Consider the following 21,311-nt stretch of genomic DNA (forward strand, 5'->3'; position numbering starts at 1 on the left):
TAGTAATTCAAAAAACAAACAAAATGAAAATTCTTATTATTGGTGCTACCGGTGCAATTGGGGAAATAATAACTCCAATTCTTGAACAAAAGCACGAAGTCATTACCGCAGGAAGAAATAGTGGAGATATTAAAGTTGATCTTTCTTCGGCTAGCTCTATTGAAGCAATGTTTAATCAAGTAAAAAATATTGATGCTTGTGTTTGTGTTGCCGGGGATAGCTACACAGGAGATCTATTGTCACTTACCGAAGAGAATCTGAATCTTGGAATTAAAAATAAGCTTATCGGACAAGCCAATCTGGTTCTTATTGGACAAAACTACTTGAATGAAAATGGCTCATTTACCTTAACATCTGGAAAAATGGGAGATAAACCTGTGAAAAATGCAGCTGGTAAAGCAATTGTTAATGGAGGGGTTAATAGTTTTGGACTGGCGGCTTCACTAGAAATGCCACGTGGTTTAAGAATCAATGTAGTAAGCCCTTCAAAGGTAGCCGACATTCCGATGAATGACTTAATTAATGGCTATCTTAAAAGTATTGAAGGTATAGCAAATGGAGAAATTATTAAAATAAATTATTAAAAAATGAAAAAAGGAATAATCTTAACATTTGCATTTTTAAACGTAACGCTATCAATTGCACAAGAAAAGCTGGTTGGAAGCTGGTCATTAGTTTCTATAGACAATATTTATCCTGATAGCAGTAGAGTTCATCCATACGGAGAAAATCCAAAAGGGTTATTAATCTTTGATGCCAATGGAAATTATGCCATTCAAATCCTAAAAGCAGTAAGATCAAAAATTGTATCTGGTGATAAAAACACCTGCACTGCTGAAGAAAACGCAACACTCGTACAAGGAAGTAATTCTCATTTTGGCAAATATGAAATGGATGAAGAGCATAAAATAATGGTGTTCAAAATAGAATCTGCATCGTTCCCTAATTGGGAAGGGACGACTCAAAAACGTTCTTATATTCGCACTGAAAATGAAATTAAATATGTTGTAACCAATACAACACAAGGTGGTCAATCTATAATTGCCGAAGTAGTATGGCGGAAGTTATAAAGCATTTGATATCTAAAAGAAAAAGCCAACTATGATGGGAGCAGACAGATATAGCTCTCATCATATGGCAACAGATAAAACAATAGAAATAGAATCTAAATTAAAAACATATGCCGCATTTTGTAATTGATTGCTCAGAAAAAATATTGAAATTGAAATCTCCAGAAGAAATAATGCAAAATGTATATAATTCTGCCGAATCGACAGAACTTTTCGATTTAGGGGATATCAAAGTAAGAATTAATCCATTTCAATATTATAATGTTGGAAACTCAAAGGATGATTTTATTCATATTTTTGGAAATTTATTAGAAGGAAGGACTACGATTCAAAAAAGTATGCTTTCAAAAGAAATTATTAAAAACTTAAAAGTAATGTTTCCGGAAGTTTCAATGCTTTCGATAAATATCAGAGATTTTGAAAAAGCTACTTATTGTAATAAAGAAATGGTTTAAAAAATTATGACAATAAATTTAAACGAAAATCAAATCTGAGCAGTAAAAAATAATAGTAATAAAACGGTTTATTCTATCCTTATCTTAATTTGCTTTACTCATTGGATATTTCGCTGCAAAGGGGTTCTTCGTCAATTGTGGAGCTATAGAATCGACCTAGATAACACCATTGGTACTAATATTTGAATGCCGCCAACACTTCCACCAATAATTACATACTTAGCGGGATTTTGAGATTCCATTTTGTTTTAATCGCTATAAACAAGTTGTTTTGTTTTTATTGAGGCACTGGAATTTTGCTTTTTACTATTTGATTTTTACGCTCATCCAAAACATTATCAACAAACAATAGTCATAATTAAATTAATCATGAAAATTATTATTTACCCATTCCTTTCGTTAATTACTCTTTACAGTATAAGAATTAAAAAACACTACATCCTAGCATTCAGGAACTCAGACTTTATAAGGTAATATGGTTGGAAAAATTTGGTCAATTTGACCGGTTTTTCCACATATATCATCTAATAGAATTTTTATTACTTTGGTTAATAAACTCACACAAACACTGTTTAATAGATTTTACACAACACAATATAATAGATTTTTAACGACATAATTTAATAGAATTTGCACAACATTATTTAATAGATAAATCCATTTGTATTTAACATCTTAAAAAAGTTATGGCAGCACCACGTGAACGATTTATAGAAGCGCTTAAGTTCTTGAAGGAATTACAAGAAAGAGGAGTTGTTGGTATTTATACAGATGATATCCCTAGTCGTAAATATAGAGAAATACTGATGCGGCATTGATAATGTCAAATTACTTTTCAGGTTATTTCCGGAAGTCCTGGATTAAAATCTCCAGTCCCTGCCATGGGCTAAGCAATATTACAATCCGGGGTTACGCCGCCTGATTAGTACATACTAGTTTAGCATTTTTGCCTATTTGATTAGGGTATTAGGGAAACTTTGTTTAAGCTTTTAAATCAGTATTTATGATAGTGCAAGGCTTGAGGTAACTCTACGGGACATTCAAACCATTTCTATTTTTAGGTGTGTATACTGGTTAAAAGGTGTTAAAAGCGCATGAAAAAGAGGCTGTCCGAAAAGTAATTTTTCGGGCAGCCTCTTGGAATTAATATATCTTTTATAAATGATTATTTCGCATTTAGTTTTTCCAAATATGAATTTGAATTATTCTGAAATTATTTATTGATTAATTTTTCAAGCCTTACCATCATTTCATCTTTCTCCTTCAACATCCTTTCATATAAAGCAATTTTTTCTTCGTGCATCTTTAGCACTTGTTCTATAGGATTAAAAGTAGGATTATCATTTCTCTGATATCCGATACCATTATTACCAAAAGTATTTGCAATTACATTCACAGCCTGCTCCTCACCAAAATTCTGAAACGCTTCCACGGGAATTTTTAACGCATCTGAGATTTGCCTAAGCATATCATCTTCAATTATATCTTTTTGCTCCAGCATAGAAATTTTCTTTTGATTCCAGTCATGTCCCAAATCAAAAGCCAATGCCTCTTGTTTGATGCCAAGCATTTCTCTGAAGCGTTTTACGTTTTTTCCCTGATGTATTTTTTGTTCCATAATGAGTATCAATTTTCTAAAGGCTCAAAGATAAAGCTATTTGGATTAAAAAGTCTGAGTTTCAAAGATAAAAAAATATCCTGTAAAATATCCATTTTATCAGATATTATATCCGCATTTCTAATAGATTATCCTCTTCAAAGAATAGAACTTCGCTAATCAATATTAAATCTTCTGATTATGAAAAAGAATAAAATATCCTTTGAAACTAATTTTTGGGTAGCCTATGAGATAGCAAACCCGTTTGAGGTCGTTAATGCATTTTTTGACTATGCCCATCTTGATTACTATAAACAGACTTTATGCGAAGCGGTGTTTTATATCAATAAAAGAGGAAGTGTATAAAAAAGATTATCCGGGAGAAGTCTTTGTTTTCTATACTGGACTTCGCTCTTTTGTTAAAGCTTGCTTTTGTCTGCAATATAAAAATAAAAAATGGAAAGTAAAGGAGCTATCATCTGAGCGCAGGTCAATTCTCCAACAGGCTTCCCTTACAATGGAAGAGTACATTAATCCTTTTATTGTCTTCCAAAATGCATTTGCAGCGAAATCCTTAAATGACTTCGAATTCTTCCTATGCGAAATAACACATCTGTCTTTATCTCCTAGTACCATAGAATTTGATTACGATCTGATGACGCCCTATATCCATTTAATATGCTGGATGCAAGCCATCTTATTCGTGAAAGAGGCGTTGAAAAGATTAAAAATGTTGAACAGCCTTGAGGATAAAATATCCTGTAACGGAATAGAATATCCCTTTACACATTCCCAACTTTACCAAAGCTAAATTTTTTTGATATGAAAAATGATAAAAACTTTAAGAAAGAAAAAAGGCTTGTAAAATCCTTTGCACAGGCCAAGACAGCATTGAATATGTTACTTCAAGATTCAGAAAATCTGAATCTTGAAAGCGGAATTTCAGGACTTATAGACAAATTAAAAAATCCCAAACTCAATTTATTACTGGACAGATATCCTGATCTCCTACAGGAATACGACTTGGAACAATTGCTTTCAGGTAGTCTTGAGATCACTGATATAGAGAGGCAGGACGTAAAGACGGCGGGACTGCTTTCGTGCCTAGAATTACTGATACATTTTTGTTATGAACTAAAAGAAAATCCAAATCCAGATGATAATAGATTTGATAGTCTAAGGTATATCTTAAATTCGATTACTTCTTCCCAATTCATAAACGAACTGCTCATTACGATCGTATCTGTGGTCGGAGAAAACTATTACGAAAAGTTTCAGCAGAGAATTCAATACTTAGATTTTGATTTAAAAAATGCAATAGATCTGGAAAGCGATCCTGAATTGCAGGAACACATTGACCTGATGGTCTGGTTTGCATTAGCCCGTCTATTTTTAGAATCAGTTTATACTTATTTCAACAATCCTGATCAAAACCTCAAAAACACGACAGTATGAAAACTTCAAAAAAACTTTCATTTCCAAAACTCGAAAATGAGTTTTTAGAAAATATCCTGAGACAATTGGTTAATCAGCACAATATCTTTCAGATGTTTTTTAGCAAACAGCCCTCGTGCATGTTTTCATATCTTATTATCCACATCGAAAAAAATATAGATGCACAAGAGCTACAACAGAACAAATGGGTAAAAAAAGTTAGAAAACGCTATCAGATCGATGTCTATTTCATTTACTCTGAAAGGCTTCATCATAGATTTTCTTTAGGACATCCGTTTATTGAATTTTACTGCAAGCCTTCAGCTATTATCTACCAAAATAAAGAGTTGGAAAATCCGCTTATCATTACAAGGGATTGGAAAAAATACAAGAAGAGGTTTAATGTGTTTCAAGACCATTTTCATCATGATCACGATCTTCATATGTCACAAGTCCAAAATCTGATTTCAGAAGGTTCTTCAAACAGTGTTTTTACATCCTATGCAAGATTGATTGAATATGATCTTGAATATTTAGAAGAACTGTATTCGGGAAATAAATCTGCTTTACTAAGTTTAGATGAAAGGATCAATAATCTTATAGAATACATTCCTGATATTCAAAAATACTTTGTAAGATATAGCCATAACAAATTTTATCTTACTGATTTGTTTGTGAAAGTAAAAGAAGCAACCGCCGATGATGAGGCAATTTATAAGGAGGAAATGTATAAAGCTGTTGGGATTGCTGAACAAAGTCTCTATCATCTTATCGAAGAAAGGTTTGATGAATTAAAAAATCAGATAAAAAAAGGATTATTTGAAAGTAATGAAGTTGTATGTCAAATTGATGATAAACCTAAAAATAGAATTCTCAGCGTTGCAATAGAAACCATATTGAATTCGGTTGAAGTCGAACAGATCTACTTATATCATCAAATTACTGACCATGAAAAAACGACTTATTACCTGATGCTTATAGCGATGGGTACAGGCAATGAAAAATTAAAATTAATCACACAATCTCTAAAAAGCAAAATTGGTGAAAAATATAATTTCGTTTTGTTAAGCCACAGCCGTTACTGGATACAAACTAATCTGTATCAGCATCAAAGTTTCTTTGCCAACATTATTCAAGGGAAGTACCTAATATATTCATCCAACGAGTATCATCCAGAACTTCATTGGGAGATTCCTCACAATCCTTATCACGCTGATCTACATTTTTATTATAAGCCGACGAAGGACATTGCCTTGCAATTTTTCACAATAGTCAATGATAGTAAAGAAAACTATCAAGGTTTAGATTCCCTTTTTACATTGTTTTTTATGTCCTTTTGTAGAACATATATTTTTATTAAGACTTATTACCTGCCTAATTATCTGTCAATTCAAACGTTATGGCAATTATGTATTTATGCCGATTCCGACATGAGAAAGTATAATTATTTAATAGAGCAGTTCTGGACTGATTTCTTCCCTTATTTGGATAGACATATAATACTTCATCATAAGTTGTCAAAGCTCAACAAAGAGGAGGTTGATCAGATGAATGTTATTGTTGAAAAACTAATGCATGAATTACACAATTTGGTTATTGAGGACGGCTTATTATTAAGCTTTGAGCGAGACTAATACATTATCATTTAATAAAAATTAACCGATTTAAAAATAAAGATCATGGAAAAAGATGAAATTGAAAAGCTAGAGGCTATTAAAAGATTAACTTTCAATTGTCTCAACACTCTGAAGCCAGTTGACGATAAAAGCGGGATTCATACCGCAAAAATAAGAGTGTATGATTATTATGAACTCGCTTCGGTTATTAGAAATCTACTGAAATTATGTATCGTGGCTCTGGATTAAGATGGCGCTGAAGTTCCGATTACGATAAAAAATCAGTCGATTGATGTCGGACTTATACTGGGGATTGCTTTGCAATTATTCCCAATTGATGAATTTGAGCTGCTAAATGAAATCAGAATATTGTTTCCTGCAGATTCTAGAAATGAAGATGAAAATATTCTCAAAGAATAACAATCCACAGCCGTCATAAATATATTTTACTTATGATCATTAGAAATCAAGATCTTATCTTTATAGGTATTCCGGGGCAAACTAGTTCTTCGTCAATTTTGGTGATCTAAAATCGACCTGATGGATAACACCATGGTTTCTTAATAATTGAAATCCAGCCCTTCCACACATTGTTCTTTTGATTTTCATAAATCCATTTACATGGCTCAAAAATGGGTTGATCCAATAATCACTTATTTGAAAGGATAGTTAATTTCAATTGTATTTTTAAATGCAAAGGGCAGGGCAAAGGCAAATCGCTGATAAGGAAAAACAGGATCAGTCCTATGTCTGATACAATGATACTCAGGAATAGGATCATTTTCTTTTGTTGTCACTATAAAATTATCCCGACAAAAACGATTGAAAACTGTCGTTATTTGTGGTATTGCGACAATATAGATTTGTATTTGTCGGGATTAATTATTAATTGTCGCAATACTATGAAAGTCAATAAGGTTTATCCGCAAAATGACGAAATCTTGTCAATTCTGAAAAACTTCCCTAACGGGGCGAATATTGATGAAATAAGACTGGCTCATAACTCTGAAATAAAGATTCGTACCCTACAGCGGCGGTTGGCTAAATTGTCGGAACAGAGTGCGATTATCATCTCCGGAAATGCACGTGCGACCCTTTATAAGCATCCTGCAGTTAACCGAGTCGCATCGGCAGAGGTAACGCGGCCTGCAATTTTAATCCCAATTTCAAAGGAAAGTGAACAGGTACGTTCTTTAGTTACTGCGCTTATACAACAGCGCAAACCTATCGGCTATCAGCGATATTTTTTGGAATTTTACCGACCAAATGTTGACAGTTATCTCACCAAGGAAGAATGAACAGGTCTTGCGGCAATCGGAGGTACTAAAATTGATCAACCGGCCGGAACATACGCACAACAGATACTTAACCGATTGCTTATAGATTTGTCATGGAATTCCAGCAGACTGGAAGGCAATACCTACAGCTTGCTTGATACCGAACGCCTAATAGATCAGGGTCAGGCTGATGATACAAAATCAGCCAAGGAAGCACAAATGATACTTAATCACAAAGACGCGATAGAGTTTATCGTCCAGGCAGCGGAAGAGATTGGATTTAATCGCTACACGTTACTAAATCTTCATGCTATGCTGGCCAATAACCTGTTGCCAGACCCTCAGGCTCCCGACTCGGATCGATGGCTGTAGGTATTTCCGGATCAGTTTATACCCCCTTGGCAATCCCCCAGCTTATAAGCGAATTGTTTGATTATTTTGGAAAAGGCTAAACAGATCGAAGACCCATTTGAACAAGCTTTTTTTATGATGGTACATCTCCCATATCTTCAGCCTTTCGATGATGTCAATAAGCGGGTTTCACGTCTCGCCGCGAATATCTCCTTGGTTCAGTGTAATCTTTCACCACTGTCTTTTATAGATGTTCCGGATGATCTTTATATCCAAGGGATGGTGGCTGTTTACGAGCTAAATGAGACCTGTCTGTTGAAAGATGTATTCTTATGGGCTTACGAGCGCTCAGCATCACGATATGCAGTAGTCAGGGAATCACTTGGTAATCCTGACCCTTTCAGGTTGTTGTACCGTAATCAAATACGCGAACTGATTAGTATCATTATGAAAGAACCTATGAATTCCAAAGATGCCATAAAGTTGATCCAAAATACCTCGGCTAAATTACCACAAGTAGACCAGGCGCAGTTTATCGAGGCAGCAGAAACCGAAATTCTCGCTTTGCATGAGGGGAATTTTACCCGATATAGGGTAAGTCCTAAGGAGTTTGCTATTGGAAGTCAATATGGTGATTCAGATTATCTAATCTTTTTGCCTAATCCCCAACTTTTGCGCATGATCCGTGAATTGCTTTCAAAATTGTATTTTAGCTTATGATTCCCAACCAATGCTTCAGTTCGTCTCCTTCTTCTTTGTTGTGAATTGCTTTCAAAATTGTATTTTAGCTTATGATTCCCAACGATCTTTAACTGGAGTAACGCACGGTTTTTGTTGTGAATTGCTTTCAAAATTGTATTTTAGCTTATGATTCCCAACGATGTTGCTAATTATTCCAACAGCCTGATTGTTGTGAATTGCTTTCAAAATTGTATTTTAGCTTATGATTCCCAACTTTCTAGTTTTTTAAGTGAATGATTAAAGTGTTGTGAATTGCTTTCAAAATTGTATTTTAGCTTATGATTCCCAACTACTTGTTGCTGAAATAGTGACGCCTCGGTGTTGTGAATTGCTTTCAAAATTGTATTTTAGCTTATGATTCCCAACCAACGGTCAACACGCTTATTTTACTGCTGGGTTGTGAATTGCTTTCAAAATTGTATTTTAGCTTATGATTCCCAACAAAACCGCCTGATATACGTATGTTATTTTCGTTGTGAATTGCTTTCAAAATTGTATTTTAGCTTATGATTCCCAACCAATCTTAAGGTATTCCGATAGCGGTATCGGTTGTGAATTGCTTTCAAAATTGTATTTTAGCTTATGATTCCCAACAATGTTATACAATGATACTATTACCATAGGGTTGTGAATTGCTTTCAAAATTGTATTTTAGCTTATGATTCCCAACAACATCTTTGTTGGCTAGAGGAGTAGTCGTGTTGTGAATTGCTTTCAAAATTGTATTTTAGCTTATGATTCCCAACAACGAACAAACAAAATAGCTTAGCGGTGGAGTTGCGAATTGCTTTCAAAATTGTATTTTAGCTTATGATTCCCAACTTACCAGGTGATGAATGCGAAACACTACGGTTGTGAATTGCTTTCAAAATTGTATTTTAGCTTATGATTCCCAACTTTATAGTAAAGTTCCAAGTTGACGATTTAGTTGTGAATTGCTTTCAAAATTGTATTTTAGCTTATGATTCCCAACGCCGCGGTGGGAGCAGTGGTGCGTGTGTTGTTGTGAATTGCTTTCAAAATTGTATTTTAGCTTATGATTCCCAACCGATTGATCTTTTTTTAATAGAATTGCATTGTTGTGAATTGCTTTCAAAATTGTATTTTAGCTTATGATTCCCAACTGCAAACGAACAATGCCTTGAAGGTGTCGGTTGTGAATTGCTTTCAAAATTGTATTTTAGCTTATGATTCCCAACGAAAGAAAAACAGGAAACTTTAGTTACAGAGTTGTGAATTGCTTTCAAAATTGTATTTTAGCTTATGATTCCCAACGTATTCTGAATTTCTTAGTCGCTTGCTTCCGTTGTGAATTGCTTTCAAAATTGTATTTTAGCTTATGATTCCCAACGTTTTACTGATTAATAGTTCAGCAAAGATAGTTGTGAATTGCTTTCAAAATTGTATTTTAGCTTATGATTCCCAACCATCCCTATTCTTTCCGATGCACCACAATAGTTGTGAATTGCTTTCAAAATTGTATTTTAGCTTATGATTCCCAACATACGCTCTTTCGGGGGGGATGTTGAAACGGTTGTGAATTGCTTTCAAAATTGTATTTTAGCTTATGATTCCCAACGTAAATCTCTATCGTGCCATCATAAAGCTGGTTGTGAATTGCTTTCAAAATTGTATTTTAGCTTATGATTCCCAACTCAAAATAGTAACCGAGTGCATATACTGCGGTTGTGAATTGCTTTCAAAATTGTATTTTAGCTTATGATTCCCAACTTTTTCAACTACAAATAAGGTAGTTGGTATGTTGTGAATTGCTTTCAAAATTGTATTTTAGCTTATGATTCCCAACATCGGGATCACTTCTTAAATACTGACTCTCGTTGTGAATTGCTTTCAAAATTGTATTTTAGCTTATGATTCCCAACACAATACCATGGTATCATTTCAAGGTTTTCGTTGTGAATTGCTTTCAAAATTGTATTTTAGCTTATGATTCCCAACTCAATTCTTACTTTCCCTTGCTTGTCGCTAGTTGTGAATTGCTTTCAAAATTGTATTTTAGCTTATGATTCCCAACTTGAGAAAGGCGCAAAAAGACTATTCGGACGTTGTGAATTGCTTTCAAAATTGTATTTTAGCTTATGATTCCCAACAAGCCGCATTTCCATGTACATCAACCGTCAGTTGTGAATTGCTTTCAAAATTGTATTTTAGCTTATGATTCCCAACTTTTTGTCGATGGTAAAGAAACAGTAGATCGTTGTGAATTGCTTTCAAAATTGTATTTTAGCTTATGATTCCCAACCTTTGGTGATGGTTTCGACAACTTCACTCCAGTTGTGAATTGCTTTCAAAATTGTATTTTAGCTTATGATTCCCAACAAAAGAAAATCAAAATTACCATTGAGGAACGTTGTGAATTGCTTTCAAAATTGTATTTTAGCTTATGATTCCCAACGGATGTATTTGAAATATGTTTATATATTTGGTTGTGAATTGCTTTCAAAATTGTATTTTAGCTTATGATTCCCAACAATATAAGGCTGCATATTTTTACCTACTCCGTTGTGAATTGCTTTCAAAATTGTATTTTAGCTTATGATTCCCAACAAAGACAATGAAGACCGTTCAAACAAATTAGTTGTGAATTGCTTTCAAAATTGTATTTTAGCTTATGATTCCCAACATAGGTTTCTGAAATGTTTTTTTGCAGTCGGTTGTGAATTGCTTTCAAAATTGTATTTTAGCTTATGATTCCCAACCAAATGATCGTTTGCCCATCATTACCCACGTTGTGAATTGCTTTCAAAATTGTATTTTAGCTTATGATTCCCAACTTAGCGTTATTTCGCCGTTTCAAATTGCACGTTGTGAATTGCTTTCAAAATTGTATTTTAGCTTATGATTCCCAACAAAGACTATCTACCTAAAAACAATTGTATAGTTGTGAATTGCTTTCAAAATTGTATTTTAGCTTATGATTCCCAACGCACATACTTTCTTTGGTTGCTATTGCCCGTTGTGAATTGCTTTCAAAATTGTATTTTAGCTTATGATTCCCAACAACCGGAGGCGAAAAGATAACGCTAAAAGTGTTGTGAATTGCTTTCAAAATTGTATTTTAGCTTATGATTCCCAACAGTCTACGTTTTTCTAAGTGTTCTTTGAGTGTTGTGAATTGCTTTCAAAATTGTATTTTAGCTTATGATTCCCAACCTCAAGCAATAAATTAAGCGCCACGATATAGTTGTGAATTGCTTTCAAAATTGTATTTTAGCTTATGATTCCCAACAGATAGCCATGTATAAAGATTACTTCCGGGGTTGTGAATTGCTTTCAAAATTGTATTTTAGCTTATGATTCCCAACTATCGTATCTTATAGGAATATATCCATTAGGTTGTGAATTGCTTTCAAAATTGTATTTTAGCTTATGATTCCCAACTACGAGCAGTAATATTGTTTTTCACGAAGTGTTGTGAATTGCTTTCAAAATTGTATTTTAGCTTATGATTCCCAACTGGTTACATGAAGACGAAGTTAAAACGAAGGTTGTGAATTGCTTTCAAAATTGTATTTTAGCTTATGATTCCCAACATGGCAAACCAAATGGATTCTCTAAAAATTGTTGTGAATTGCTTTCAAAATTGTATTTTAGCTTATGATTCCCAACCTGTTTATTCAACACATCTTCACGATTGACGTTGTGAATTGCTTTCAAAATTGTATTTTAGCTTATGATTCCCAACTCTGGGAAGTATTTATAAATGCCTTTTATGTTGTGAATTGCTTTCAAAATTGTATTTTAGCTTATGATTCCCAACATCTCTTTTATCGTTTTTCCATTCTCTATCGTTGTGAATTGCTTTCAAAATTGTATTTTAGCTTATGATTCCCAACCCTGCTGATGATGTCGTAATTGTTCCGGAGTTGTGAATTGCTTTCAAAATTGTATTTTAGCTTATGATTCCCAACTATGACGACTTTATAATATCTAAGTCGTTAGTTGTGAATTGCTTTCAAAATTGTATTTTAGCTTATGATTCCCAACAGTTTTAAAGTACCAACCATGGCAATATGGGTTGTGAATTGCTTTCAAAATTGTATTTTAGCTTATGATTCCCAACTTGCGCTTGCTCAAAGGACTGAACGCTGTTGTTGTGAATTGCTTTCAAAATTGTATTTTAGCTTATGATTCCCAACACAATTACTTTTGGTTATACAAGTGCTGGAGTTGTGAATTGCTTTCAAAATTGTATTTTAGCTTATGATTCCCAACAAAAATTCAAGAACCCGTTTGGATTAATGGTTGTGAATTGCTTTCAAAATTGTATTTTAGCTTATGATTCCCAACGAATGTGCTGAAATCCAAAGCAGAGTACATGTTGTGAATTGCTTTCAAAATTGTATTTTAGCTTATGATTCCCAACTTCAGATGGCGAACAGTGAAGAAACCAACCGTTGTGAATTGCTTTCAAAATTGTATTTTAGCTTATGATTCCCAACGTTTACCGATTGGTAACATAACAACGCTATGTTGTGAATTGCTTTCAAAATTGTATTTTAGCTTATGATTCCCAACTCCTTTTGTAACGGCTACTTTTCCGTTTCCGTTGTGAATTGCTTTCAAAATTGTATTTTAGCTTATGATTCCCAACACCTGCAGGAACGATCTTTTTTCAGAATAGTTGTGAATTGCTTTCAAAATTGTATTTTAGCTTATGATTCCCAACGAGTTTCCTAGAGCGTTGTAACCACTTGCAGTTGTGAATTGCTTTCAAAATTGTATTTTAGCTTATGATTCCCAACTGCCAATACTTATTGATGTTGCGACGAACGGTTGTGAATTGCTTTCAAAATTGTATTTTAGCTTATGATTCCCAACGGAAAGCGTGTTGTCGCGTTCGTTTTTACCGTTGTGAATTGCTTTCAAAATTGTATTTTAGCTTATGATTCCCAACCAATTCTATACTCCATGAATGGTTCGTTTGTTGTGAATTGCTTTCAAAATTGTATTTTAGCTTATGATTCCCAACCCAGCCGACGCGCTCGTTGATGCCGAGTCCGTTGTGAATTGCTTTCAAAATTGTATTTTAGCTTATGATTCCCAACCGAAGTTCTTCATAATTGTTATACCGTTCCGTTGTGAATTGCTTTCAAAATTGTATTTTAGCTTATGATTCCCAACGGAAAGCGTGTTGTCGCGTTCGTTTTTACCGTTGTGAATTGCTTTCAAAATTGTATTTTAGCTTATGATTCCCAACATTAAGAATCTCGAAGGATTGGCGGTTTTGGTTGTGAATTGCTTTCAAAATTGTATTTTAGCTTATGATTCCCAACATATCGTGATGTAATCATTTGATATGTTGATAGTTATAGGTTTGTTTTGAAATCGAAAAAAGGAAGTGTTTTATGTGGTGTAATACAGGATGATATCCTTTTTCTAATCCTGTAGCACTAAAATAATTCTAATTGTTGTGAAGGTTTGTCTGTTTCTACCAATTTTTTTCCATAAAAAAGTTCCATCATCCCAAATTGTTTATCGGTTATTTGCATGACGCCAATTTTGCCATGTTCGGGTAAGTTATTCTTTATTCTTTTGGTGTGTACTTCAGCATTTTCTCGGCTGGCACAAAATCTCATGTAGATTGAAAATTGAAACATAGAAAACCCATCGTCTAATAATTTCTTGCGAAATGTACTGGCTATTTTGCGCTCTTTTCGCGTTTCCGTTGGCAGGTCAAAAAATACTAATATCCACAAACTTCTATATTGGTTTAAACGGGTGTAATGTTCGTCATACATAAACAGGGTATAAAATTTTCCTTGTCTTTCCCTCGAAACATTCATGCAAGGAATGTGTTGTTCTGCTCATTGCGACCATTAACGGACTATTTTTTCCGTCAATAAAAACATCTATGGTGGCAATACTCAATAATTGTTTTTTGATGTTTATGGTTAACTTCTCAAAAGTATCCTCAGTTTCCATAATATGACAAACAATTAAGTCCACATAAGGACGATAGGGCTCCATTATATCATCGGCAAGACAATAGGCGTTGTATTTGTTACGATGAAAAATGCCTAGAGTGGGCAGCATCCCCGAACTCACAATGGCTCGTGCTGTAATAGCTCGTAAAATGGCATAGCCATAATTTAGTAAATTATTTGGCGGAATTTCTTTTTGTCCTCTAGTGAAGTTTTCTAATGGAATAAGATTTAGCCAATAAAAAACTGCCGCTCTCGATTCATGATTGAGTGCGTCTCCCGACGTGACTTCCTTTGCCCAAAGCTCCATTTTTCGGCACGGTATTCCTTTTTCTTTGAGCAGTCCCGCTTGGTTATTAATTTTGGCAGATATGGTTTGTTGCCACAAATTCTTTTTGAGAGGGGCAGAAGCATTAATTTGGTTTTTGAACCGTTCTGATTGTTCCGTGTGTCCGTTCAAAGGCATTAACAAACCAATAGGTAAATGGTATTGGTCGCAATTGATTAGCGCTACATTGTTCTGAATTAATTTTTCTAACAAACCATTGGTAATCGTGATTTGTTGATTTTCCAAAACGACAACCCCAATATCTTCTATAGCTACAGTTTTAGTCTCTTGTTCTTTGTCAGGATAAGAGATTACAATTTGCTCATTTTTAGTGCTTAAATAAGCTGGATTACCAAAGAAAAGGGTTCGTTTTATCATAGTTAATATTCTCCTAGTTGAACAATTTTACCTAAATGATTAATTCTAACTTTGACAATCCCTGATAAAGGAGATGTACTTCTAATACTCCTATAGGTTACATCTTTTAATTCGTTTTTCTCTTCAATGATTGTCTCTAAATGATGTCTAAACATATAATTTTTAGTTGCAATTTTCTGAACTCTAAATATATTGGGACTAATCAAATAATAATTATTGGGGTTTTTTAAATCAATCTCTTGAGGATTAAAAGAATCCGTCGGAAATATAAAAAACTCATTTTGCTTCATAGTAAACATAAATTCCCAACCGTTTGCATGATTTTTATTGATAATAGATAATCCTAAGTTCTGACGAACTACAGCATCATAAAAAGAAACTACTTCTTCTTGTAAATTTCCTTTTCCATCTTTGTAAATAGCTACATGATGGTTGTTTCCAGTACTGACAAAATCTGCTGGAATTGGATTGCCTTTTTCGTCAAAAATTTCATTTCCAAAATGATCTTTTTTAGTATGTAAAGATTGTGCATTACTCACACCACTAATAGTTACTCTTTTTATCGCTATTCCTTTTTCTTTGTTTTGCCAAATAGGATTTTCATCCAAATTGACAAAAGCTTTTTTAGGATCATTGTTATATTCGTTCAAACGATTTTGAAGAATGGTTTTTAATCCTGTGTCGATAACTTTGTCGATTTTTAAATCGGGAGTAATATCTTTTCTAATGGTATAATTATCTTCAAACCAAACCGTTTTAACTTTTTCAGGAACCATTTCTGTTTTCTCTGAATCCAAATAAATAGGGTTTTTAGCAAAGGCATTTTTTCCTGTAAAAGCTTTTTTCGGGTCGTCGCTATTTTCTGCTAAACGAACCAATAATGCTTCACGGTATTGTTTTTTAGCAACTTTATTGATGTATTCCGTTGTAAAATTAGCACCCACTTTTTCTTCTTTAGTCACATATTGTTGTAGTTTTCCGTAAACGGTTTCTTTGTGCAATTGACCACGAGGCGTGAGTTGAATTTTTTGATTACTGCCGCCTTTTATCTTTGTGGTATTTTTGTTATTGGTAACTACTTTGTTTTTGGCTTTGTAGGAAATCAATATACTTTCTAATTGTTTTTTTGCTTCTTCCCTAAAGTTTGGCATCGGAGCAATGAATCGCAATTTATTGGTTTTATCTCTTTTTAAATATTTTGATTCTATACCTAAAATTACAGGTGCTTTTTTATTATTGATATCTCTAGCATTCAGGTTATTCAAATACTGAATATAAGCAGGTTTAGTGAATGCAACTGTTATGGCATCCATGGCGTGGTGGCGATGGTCATTTCGTTTGGTCCAATCTTGTATTTTGTATAAACGTTCTCCGTTTTTGCCTTCTTCCTCTTTTGTTAATCCCAGTTTATGATATTTGTCCCAATTCAGTTCTTTCATTACTTCAACAAGTTCCCAGTCTTCACGTAATTTGTCGGTAACACTTCCAATAGTAGCTGTTACATTTCTAGAAACTTCTAAAAGAATTTCTTTTGCTTTTTTGGCAATATATTGTGTTTCTCTTAATTGTCGGTCAATGAAGCCTTCGGGAATATCACTGTCTGCCATCAATAGTTTATTCTGCTTGGTTCTGCTTATTTTACCAAATAAATTTTTTACTCTTTTTTCGAATTGGTCAAAGTCTTCAGGAGATAATTTGTCTTTTAAAAAAGAGTAGGCTGTTTTATTGCTTTTGTCAATATTCAACTGACGTTCACAAATTGTTTTGTTAGAAAAACTATCGTCAAACAAGCGTGATTTTGGAATAATATGTTCAATGTCGTATTCTTTTGAAAATAATTTTGATGGTTCTATTGGTTTTCCTGTATAAAGTGAAATTCCATCGGATTCTTTCCAAAGTTTATAACGAATAATGTCGTTTCTGGTTACACGATGGATTCCAAATTCCGTATGCAATAATTTTCTGATTTGCTCGTGTTCGGCTGTACTTTTATTAATAGCCTTAGTCATTTCACTACGTTGTTCATTGTTGTTTTTCAACTCACGAGCTAATTCCACACGAATTTCATCTGGTTTTCCCATTGTTGGGTCTGCAATTATGGCATTAATCACGTTAATCATTTGATTAAGGATTTTCTCTACCACTGGATTTCGTAAACTGTTTTTCTTAAGTAATTCTAAGGTGTCTTTTAGAACTCTACTGTCATTTGCTTCTTTAGTTAATGAAGAAGAATGATTGTATCCAGAAAGGAAACAAGCTTGATCATAAATTTGTCCATCCATTAAATGTGGTAATACTTTTTTAATAGCTTTTGCACTTAAGCTACCGTAATCAGCTTGTAAATTAATGTTTAGAAGGAATGGAATGTGATTCTCTTTAAAATTAAATTTATTAATTAACGTTTTTTTCAAGGGTTCATCATCTTCCGAAGAGTAGAGTAAATGCCACAATTGGTAATAGGGCTGTTTATCAAATTCATTTCCCTGAATGGTTGGATCAAAATTGAGTATATTAATATTAATATTTAAATTCTCAAATATTTTTACAATAGCTTCTTTTATTTCAAAAGGTTTCATTTTAGAAAAATCCATTTCATAACCTTCAACCTCAAGTAATTTTTCAAAAGCTTTGTAAAGTGCCGTATTGGTTCTGTTTCCTTCTATCTTTTTGAAATTAACTGAGTGACTGCCTTTTTTCAGTTCACAGAAATCCATCAGCTGAATGTCCGTCATTCCGTCTTTAAACTGAAGAATTTCTGCAATTTGTTGCTTTAATTCTTCACTTAATAAATAGGTTTCTTTTGTAGTTTCGTTTTTAACGGCAATATTATTCAAGTTTTGCCAAATTCTGAATTCTTGAAATAAAGGAGATGATTTTGGAATAGCTTTATGTCCTTTTTCAAATTCACAATGGCTAATCAAATGTTTCTGAGATTTTAATTTTCTTTGATAAAAAATAGTAATATCTCTAACTTCTGATTTTAGCTTGTCGTTTAATTCAGGATGATATTTGGTTTGGGTTTCCCAAATTCTTTCAAATTCATCTAAATAATCTTGACGATAAAAAACTTGGTTTTTAAGTTTTGAATGTACACTGTTTTGGAGTTGTTTGTATTGAAATTGTCCAACAGTTTCCTTGTTAAAATACAATTCTTTACTTCGATCACTGATAGCTCCAAGATAACCGCTTGACTGATTTATTTGATTATTGATTTCAGTAGTGATAAATGCAATAACTTTTAAATCTAGTTTATTTACTAAAGCATCGTTTCTCCATTTGTAATGCTGTAATTTTGTTTCTTCTCGGGAGCCTTTATTTTCAGCAAGTTCTATTTTTAATGTTTTATTAAAATGTTGAGACGTTTGCGTTCTTGATTTTCCCTGAATATCTTCAAGTAAGTTGTTATTTATAATTTCATGATGGAATTGTTTCTGAAAATGCACGATTTTTTCTAATTCCTTTTGCAAGTCGGAACGATAGAAATCAGGAATGTATTTTCCGCCATTTAACAAGGAATTATAAACCCATTGCCCTGGAGTGAGATTATTTTCGAAAAGTGCGGTAGCAATCGCCATTCCATCAATTGCTTGTCCTTCTTCGGCTGTTTTTGCTTTTCTACTGCTTTTATAACCGCGCTTTTTATTCAGCATCAAAAGAACTTTTACTAATTCTTCTTTAGTAATGGATTCATTAGCTGCTTTAGCCCTTAATTTATAAGACGAAAAAGTGGTTTCTTTACCAGTTTCTGCATAAATAAAAGTGGAAGAAATAAGCTTTATTTTATTAAAAGATTCCAATAATGCATCTCTTCTTTGTTTGAAACGTTGTAAACCTCTTCTCGCACCGCGTTTTAAAGTTCTATCAGCATTGATAGAAATGGTATTTCCTTTCTTGTAATCTGACTCTTCATCTGCTGTTAGTGGAACAATGCGGACTCCTATATTTATTATTGATGAGTTTTCATTATCATTTTCTGCTTCGTTTATAAAAGACCATCCAATAGATGTTGTTCCTAAATCTAAACCTAATATTTTTTTCATTACTCATTGCTTTTTAGTAGCTTGAAACTTACGAATAAAATAATTAACTCCTTTACGGAAACCCTCATTCAAACATTAAAACTTTTGTTGTATACTTGCAATACAATTTTGAAGCAATTCACAATAAGGATTATTCCGTTGTGAAAACATTCAAAGCGGCATCCTTACGGTTGTCGCTTTTTTTTTTGATATTTTTGAAATATCAATTGATAAGCCCGATTTTAAAAAATATAAAAGTGATTATTTGATAATTGAGGATGGGAAAAAATTAAACTTTATTATTGAAGGTATTGAATTTAATGAAGAAAATGAAAATAGTGATTGCAAAATAAAAGAACGTGAATTTATAGATCGTATTCTTGTTAATATAAAATAATGCAGCCATTGTTAAAATAAAAATGGATATGCTTGAATTTATTTGACCTATTAAAAAAAATGAATTTAAGCACTTTCATTAATTAAACAACAGATAAAATTATTGGGCTTTCAAAGTTAGCCAAATGGCATGAGAAAGTAAATCAATCTGGTTCAAATCCTTTAATACTATCTCACGATCTATAGTAAATCATTATCAAACTATTTTAAACTATTTTGATAATAGAAGCAGTAATACTTCAGCGGAATCTTTCAATGCCAAAATAAAAGCATTTAGATCACAATTTAGAGGCGTTAGAAACGTTACGTTTTTCCTTTTTAGACTAACTAATATTTATGCTTAATTTTTGCTTCCCCACAGGTTTTCGGATTGATCCACAATTTAGAGGAGTGAGAAACGTTGCATTTTTCCTTTTTAGGCTAACTAATATTTATGCTTAATTTTTGCTTCCCCACAGGTTTTAGGATTGATCCCTTTTGATGTTAACTTAGACCCTCGGTATTCTTTAGGAATTGAATAGATCTCTTTTAGATATAAATGAAGTATTTCATCTTCCTTCTTATAAGAAGTAAGCTCAAAGTAGTCTACTATTATTTCAGGTAACAATAACTTCAGTATATTGGTAAAAGAATCTTGCATTTGTATAAAATTTGGAAGTACAAATATCTAGATTTTTATATTTCCCCACAACTTTTACGCATGATCCCTTTTAATCCCGATATATAATGTATTTATTATGAGTTTTTAAATTTAGTTTAATAACAAAATAAAGAAGTTAAAGCTTGACAATACAAAAATCGTACAAAATAAGGCAATAAAAAATCCCTAAGTCTTGAAAACCAAGCGCTTAGGGATTTTTAAAGTGACCTTGACTGGATTCAAACCAGTAACCTCTTGAGCCGTAATCAAGTGCGCTATTCAGTTGCGCCACAAGGCCTTTATGCGGGTGCAAATATAAGTATAATTGTGTAATTTGCAAGTCTAAATAAATAAAAAAATTAAAAAATATGCCACTAAAGAATTACATACGTGATATTCAAGGCTTTCCAAAAGAAGGAATTTTATTTAAAGACATTACTCCTTTGTTAATTGATCCGAAAGCGAGGAATAAATGCTTGGAAATATTGGTTTCAACACTTAAAGATAAAAAAATTGACAAGGTAATAGGAGTGGAGAGTCGAGGTTTTTTCTTTGGTATGCTCATAGCACAGGAGTTGAATGTTGGTTTCATCCCTGTCAGAAAAGCTAAAAAATTGCCTTATAAAACCATTTCCGCTACCTATGATTTGGAATATGGAACGGATACTTTAGAAATACATATTGATGCGATTCAAAAAGGAGACAGGATTCTAATTCACGATGATGTTTTGGCAACAGGAGGAACAGCAAAAGCTGTTTGTGAATTGGTAGAAAGATTGGGAGGCGAAATAGTACAATGTAATTTCCTTATGGAATTGGCTTTTCTTAATGGAAGAACAAAGATTAAAGGAAACGAGATTTTTGCGGCAATAACATACTAATCCAGGGCGCGGGTTGTTATATAATATCTATAGCCAATAATAGCCATTTGCCACTTTTTAGCTTTGGCTAAATCCAATCTCTGTTTGGTGAAACTTGGAAAAATGACTTTGTTGATTTGGGCTAATATTTTAAACATACCTATTTTTTTTCAAAGATATAAAAAAAGACGTTCTTGATTAGAG

Annotated in this window: 17 protein-coding genes, 1 tRNA gene and 1 CRISPR repeat array; of the genes, 12 read left to right on the forward strand and 6 right to left on the reverse strand. The window is 33.1% G+C overall.

Annotated elements, in window-relative coordinates; all coding sequences use genetic code 11:
- Positions 1 to 23: 23 nt before the first annotated feature.
- The 3 genes from ACNQGN_RS06405 to ACNQGN_RS06415 all read left to right on the forward strand — a co-directional run bounded on the left by ACNQGN_RS06405 (position 24) and on the right by ACNQGN_RS06415 (position 1,525).
- Positions 24 to 584 carry a short chain dehydrogenase gene (locus tag ACNQGN_RS06405; protein WP_417987016.1) on the forward strand — a complete coding sequence of 187 codons (561 nt, stop codon included), beginning with the start codon at positions 24 to 26 and terminating at the stop codon, positions 582 to 584.
- Positions 585 to 587: 3 nt separating this feature from the next.
- Entirely contained in the window at positions 588 to 1,070 is a 483-nt protein-coding gene (locus ACNQGN_RS06410; RefSeq protein WP_417987017.1) for a lipocalin-like domain-containing protein, read from the forward strand.
- 110 nt (positions 1,071 to 1,180) lie between these two features.
- The gene (locus tag ACNQGN_RS06415) at positions 1,181 to 1,525 is read left to right on the forward strand and encodes a 5-carboxymethyl-2-hydroxymuconate Delta-isomerase (protein WP_417987018.1); all 345 of its coding nucleotides are present in this window, start codon (positions 1,181 to 1,183) and stop codon (positions 1,523 to 1,525) included.
- A 1,213-nt stretch (positions 1,526 to 2,738) separates the two neighbouring features.
- Here the strand turns inward: ACNQGN_RS06415 and ACNQGN_RS06420 are convergent.
- Entirely contained in the window at positions 2,739 to 3,143 is a 405-nt protein-coding gene (locus ACNQGN_RS06420) for a helix-turn-helix domain-containing protein (RefSeq protein WP_417987019.1), read from the reverse strand.
- Positions 3,144 to 3,323: 180 nt separating this feature from the next.
- On the opposite strand from ACNQGN_RS06420, the gene ACNQGN_RS06425 reads away from it, so the two are divergent.
- From ACNQGN_RS06425 to ACNQGN_RS06455, 7 genes are all read left to right on the forward strand, one after another.
- Complete coding sequence (locus tag ACNQGN_RS06425; protein WP_417987020.1) at positions 3,324 to 3,488, forward strand: hypothetical protein; 165 nt, start codon at positions 3,324 to 3,326, stop codon at positions 3,486 to 3,488.
- Positions 3,489 to 3,639: 151 nt separating this feature from the next.
- Complete coding sequence (locus tag ACNQGN_RS06430; RefSeq protein ID WP_417987021.1) at positions 3,640 to 3,933, forward strand: hypothetical protein; 294 nt, start codon at positions 3,640 to 3,642, stop codon at positions 3,931 to 3,933.
- Between the two features lie 11 nt (positions 3,934 to 3,944).
- Positions 3,945 to 4,577 carry a hypothetical protein gene (locus tag ACNQGN_RS06435; protein ID WP_417987022.1) on the forward strand — a complete coding sequence of 211 codons (633 nt, stop codon included), beginning with the start codon at positions 3,945 to 3,947 and terminating at the stop codon, positions 4,575 to 4,577.
- A complete protein-coding gene (locus tag ACNQGN_RS06440; protein WP_417987023.1) occupies positions 4,574 to 6,190 on the forward strand; it encodes a hypothetical protein in 1,617 nt (538 codons plus the stop codon). The genes ACNQGN_RS06435 and ACNQGN_RS06440 overlap by 4 nt, the downstream gene beginning before the upstream one ends.
- A gap of 45 nt (positions 6,191 to 6,235) precedes the next feature.
- Positions 6,236 to 6,421, forward strand: a complete 186-nt coding sequence (locus ACNQGN_RS06445; protein WP_417987024.1) for a hypothetical protein — start codon at positions 6,236 to 6,238, stop codon at positions 6,419 to 6,421.
- Between the two features lie 653 nt (positions 6,422 to 7,074).
- The gene (locus ACNQGN_RS06450) at positions 7,075 to 7,470 is read left to right on the forward strand and encodes a hypothetical protein (protein ID WP_417987025.1); all 396 of its coding nucleotides are present in this window, start codon (positions 7,075 to 7,077) and stop codon (positions 7,468 to 7,470) included.
- Positions 7,471 to 7,599: 129 nt separating this feature from the next.
- Positions 7,600 to 7,821: a Fic family protein gene (locus ACNQGN_RS06455; RefSeq protein WP_417987026.1), complete on the forward strand. Its 222-nt coding sequence runs from the start codon at positions 7,600 to 7,602 to the stop codon at positions 7,819 to 7,821.
- Positions 7,822 to 8,482: 661 nt separating this feature from the next.
- A CRISPR array of direct repeats spans positions 8,483 to 13,838; the repeat unit is 46 nt; unit sequence GTTGTGAATTGCTTTCAAAATTGTATTTTAGCTTATGATTCCCAAC.
- A 117-nt stretch (positions 13,839 to 13,955) separates the two neighbouring features.
- Here ACNQGN_RS06455 and cas2 read toward each other — a convergent pair.
- From cas2 to cas9, 3 genes are read right to left on the reverse strand one after another with little or no spacing between them, the layout of a single operon-like run.
- Complete coding sequence (gene cas2, locus ACNQGN_RS06460; RefSeq protein WP_132066196.1) at positions 13,956 to 14,303, reverse strand: CRISPR-associated endonuclease Cas2; 348 nt, start codon at positions 14,301 to 14,303, stop codon at positions 13,956 to 13,958.
- Positions 14,296 to 15,192: a type II CRISPR-associated endonuclease Cas1 gene (gene cas1 / locus ACNQGN_RS06465; protein WP_417987027.1), complete on the reverse strand. Its 897-nt coding sequence runs from the start codon at positions 15,190 to 15,192 to the stop codon at positions 14,296 to 14,298. The genes cas2 and cas1 overlap by 8 nt, the downstream gene beginning before the upstream one ends.
- A gap of 2 nt (positions 15,193 to 15,194) precedes the next feature.
- Positions 15,195 to 19,232, reverse strand: coding sequence for a type II CRISPR RNA-guided endonuclease Cas9 (gene cas9 / locus ACNQGN_RS06470; protein WP_417987028.1), 4,038 nt, complete (start codon positions 19,230 to 19,232; stop codon positions 15,195 to 15,197).
- A gap of 578 nt (positions 19,233 to 19,810) precedes the next feature.
- On the opposite strand from cas9, the gene ACNQGN_RS06475 reads away from it, so the two are divergent.
- On the forward strand, positions 19,811 to 19,951 hold the full coding sequence (locus tag ACNQGN_RS06475) for a transposase (RefSeq protein WP_417987054.1): 141 nt from the start codon (positions 19,811 to 19,813) through the stop codon (positions 19,949 to 19,951).
- 520 nt (positions 19,952 to 20,471) lie between these two features.
- Here the strand turns inward: ACNQGN_RS06475 and ACNQGN_RS06480 are convergent.
- Positions 20,472 to 20,545: transfer RNA gene (locus ACNQGN_RS06480), tRNA-Arg, on the reverse strand.
- 70 nt (positions 20,546 to 20,615) lie between these two features.
- Between ACNQGN_RS06480 and ACNQGN_RS06485 the strand changes: the two genes are divergently transcribed.
- Positions 20,616 to 21,128 carry an adenine phosphoribosyltransferase gene (locus tag ACNQGN_RS06485; protein WP_417987029.1) on the forward strand — a complete coding sequence of 171 codons (513 nt, stop codon included), beginning with the start codon at positions 20,616 to 20,618 and terminating at the stop codon, positions 21,126 to 21,128.
- On the opposite strand, the gene ACNQGN_RS06490 is transcribed toward ACNQGN_RS06485, so the two are convergent.
- Positions 21,125 to 21,265 carry an SsrA-binding protein gene (locus ACNQGN_RS06490; protein WP_417987030.1) on the reverse strand — a complete coding sequence of 47 codons (141 nt, stop codon included), beginning with the start codon at positions 21,263 to 21,265 and terminating at the stop codon, positions 21,125 to 21,127. The two genes, ACNQGN_RS06485 and ACNQGN_RS06490, sit on opposite strands and share 4 nt — an antisense overlap.
- Positions 21,266 to 21,311 lie beyond the last annotated feature (46 nt).

The organism is Flavobacterium rhamnosi (assembly GCF_048286515.1).
Taxonomy (GTDB): domain Bacteria; phylum Bacteroidota; class Bacteroidia; order Flavobacteriales; family Flavobacteriaceae; genus Flavobacterium.

Excerpts from the sequence above, each read along its gene's own strand:
- ACNQGN_RS06405 (WP_417987016.1), top strand. The coding sequence starts at position 24 with ATGAAAATTCTTATTATTGGTGCTACCGGTGCAATTGGGGAAATAATA.
- ACNQGN_RS06410 (WP_417987017.1), top strand. The coding sequence starts at position 588 with ATGAAAAAAGGAATAATCTTAACATTTGCATTTTTAAACGTAACGCTA.
- ACNQGN_RS06415 (WP_417987018.1), top strand. The coding sequence starts at position 1,181 with ATGCCGCATTTTGTAATTGATTGCTCAGAAAAAATATTGAAATTGAAA.
- ACNQGN_RS06420 (WP_417987019.1), bottom strand. The coding sequence starts at position 3,143 with ATGGAACAAAAAATACATCAGGGAAAAAACGTAAAACGCTTCAGAGAA.
- ACNQGN_RS06425 (WP_417987020.1), top strand. The coding sequence starts at position 3,324 with ATGAAAAAGAATAAAATATCCTTTGAAACTAATTTTTGGGTAGCCTAT.
- ACNQGN_RS06430 (WP_417987021.1), top strand. The coding sequence starts at position 3,640 with ATGGAAGAGTACATTAATCCTTTTATTGTCTTCCAAAATGCATTTGCA.
- ACNQGN_RS06435 (WP_417987022.1), top strand. The coding sequence starts at position 3,945 with ATGAAAAATGATAAAAACTTTAAGAAAGAAAAAAGGCTTGTAAAATCC.
- ACNQGN_RS06440 (WP_417987023.1), top strand. The coding sequence starts at position 4,574 with ATGAAAACTTCAAAAAAACTTTCATTTCCAAAACTCGAAAATGAGTTT.
- ACNQGN_RS06445 (WP_417987024.1), top strand. The coding sequence starts at position 6,236 with ATGGAAAAAGATGAAATTGAAAAGCTAGAGGCTATTAAAAGATTAACT.
- ACNQGN_RS06450 (WP_417987025.1), top strand. The coding sequence starts at position 7,075 with ATGAAAGTCAATAAGGTTTATCCGCAAAATGACGAAATCTTGTCAATT.
- cas2 (WP_132066196.1), bottom strand. The coding sequence starts at position 14,303 with ATGTATGACGAACATTACACCCGTTTAAACCAATATAGAAGTTTGTGG.
- cas1 (WP_417987027.1), bottom strand. The coding sequence starts at position 15,192 with ATGATAAAACGAACCCTTTTCTTTGGTAATCCAGCTTATTTAAGCACT.
- cas9 (WP_417987028.1), bottom strand. The coding sequence starts at position 19,232 with ATGAAAAAAATATTAGGTTTAGATTTAGGAACAACATCTATTGGATGG.
- ACNQGN_RS06485 (WP_417987029.1), top strand. The coding sequence starts at position 20,616 with ATGCCACTAAAGAATTACATACGTGATATTCAAGGCTTTCCAAAAGAA.
- ACNQGN_RS06490 (WP_417987030.1), bottom strand. The coding sequence starts at position 21,265 with ATGTTTAAAATATTAGCCCAAATCAACAAAGTCATTTTTCCAAGTTTC.